Source organism: Streptomyces sp. WAC05292 (genome assembly GCF_003949955.1).
Taxonomy (GTDB): Bacteria; Actinomycetota; Actinomycetes; order Streptomycetales; family Streptomycetaceae; genus Streptomyces; species Streptomyces globosus.
Genome location: NZ_RPSE01000869.1, coordinates 1 through 652 on the forward strand (window position 1 = coordinate 1; position 652 = coordinate 652).

A 652-nucleotide genomic window follows, 5' to 3' on the forward strand; every position below is an offset into this window, starting at 1 on the left:
GTCGAGCGGTGTGCCGTCGGGGTGGAAGAACGGCAGCCGGTCGGCGCCGCCGGTGAGGCGGTCGCGCAGCCCGGCGGCCTGCCGGGCGTCCCAGAGGGGGCGGGCCGCGATCCAGTTCTCGTGCCGGTAGGAGGGCGCCGCGTGGTGCGGGCTCCGATGGGCGTCCGCCGGGTGGAGGGGCGCGCAGTGCAGCCGCAGCCGCTGCGGGCCGTCGGCCATCGGGCCGGTGGTGGCGGAGAGGACCGGGGCGCCGGCCCCGGTGCCGTAGCGGGCGAGCAGGACGCGGACGTTCGGGGCGAGGGTGGTGCGTCCGCCGAGCAGGCGGGGCAGGTGCCAGCGTACGAGGTCGGGGGCGAGGTGGAGCAGGTCGTCCTCCGCCGCCTCGGCGACTGCGGCCCCGTGGCGGGCGGCGACCGCGGACAGGTCGAAGCGGACGTCGACGGCGGCGGCCGCGCAGGCGGCGCGCCAGTCGCCTGCGAGGCGGCGGGCGGTGGCGTCCTCGATCATCCAGGCGGGGACGGCGTGGCGGCGGATGCGCTGCCAGACCGGGCCGTCCTCGTGGCGGAGGCCGCCGGGGAGCCGGTGGTCGGTGCCGGAGCGCCGGGGGCCCGCGTTCACCGGTACACGCTCGTGATCGCGCCGAGGTCGGGGT

At 79.3% G+C, this 652-nt stretch carries 1 pseudogene; it reads right to left on the bottom strand.

Annotated elements, in window-relative coordinates:
• Positions 1 to 618: pseudogene (locus EF903_RS33495) on the bottom strand (hypothetical protein); the annotation flags it as partial.
• Positions 619 to 652: the final 34 nt, after the last annotated feature.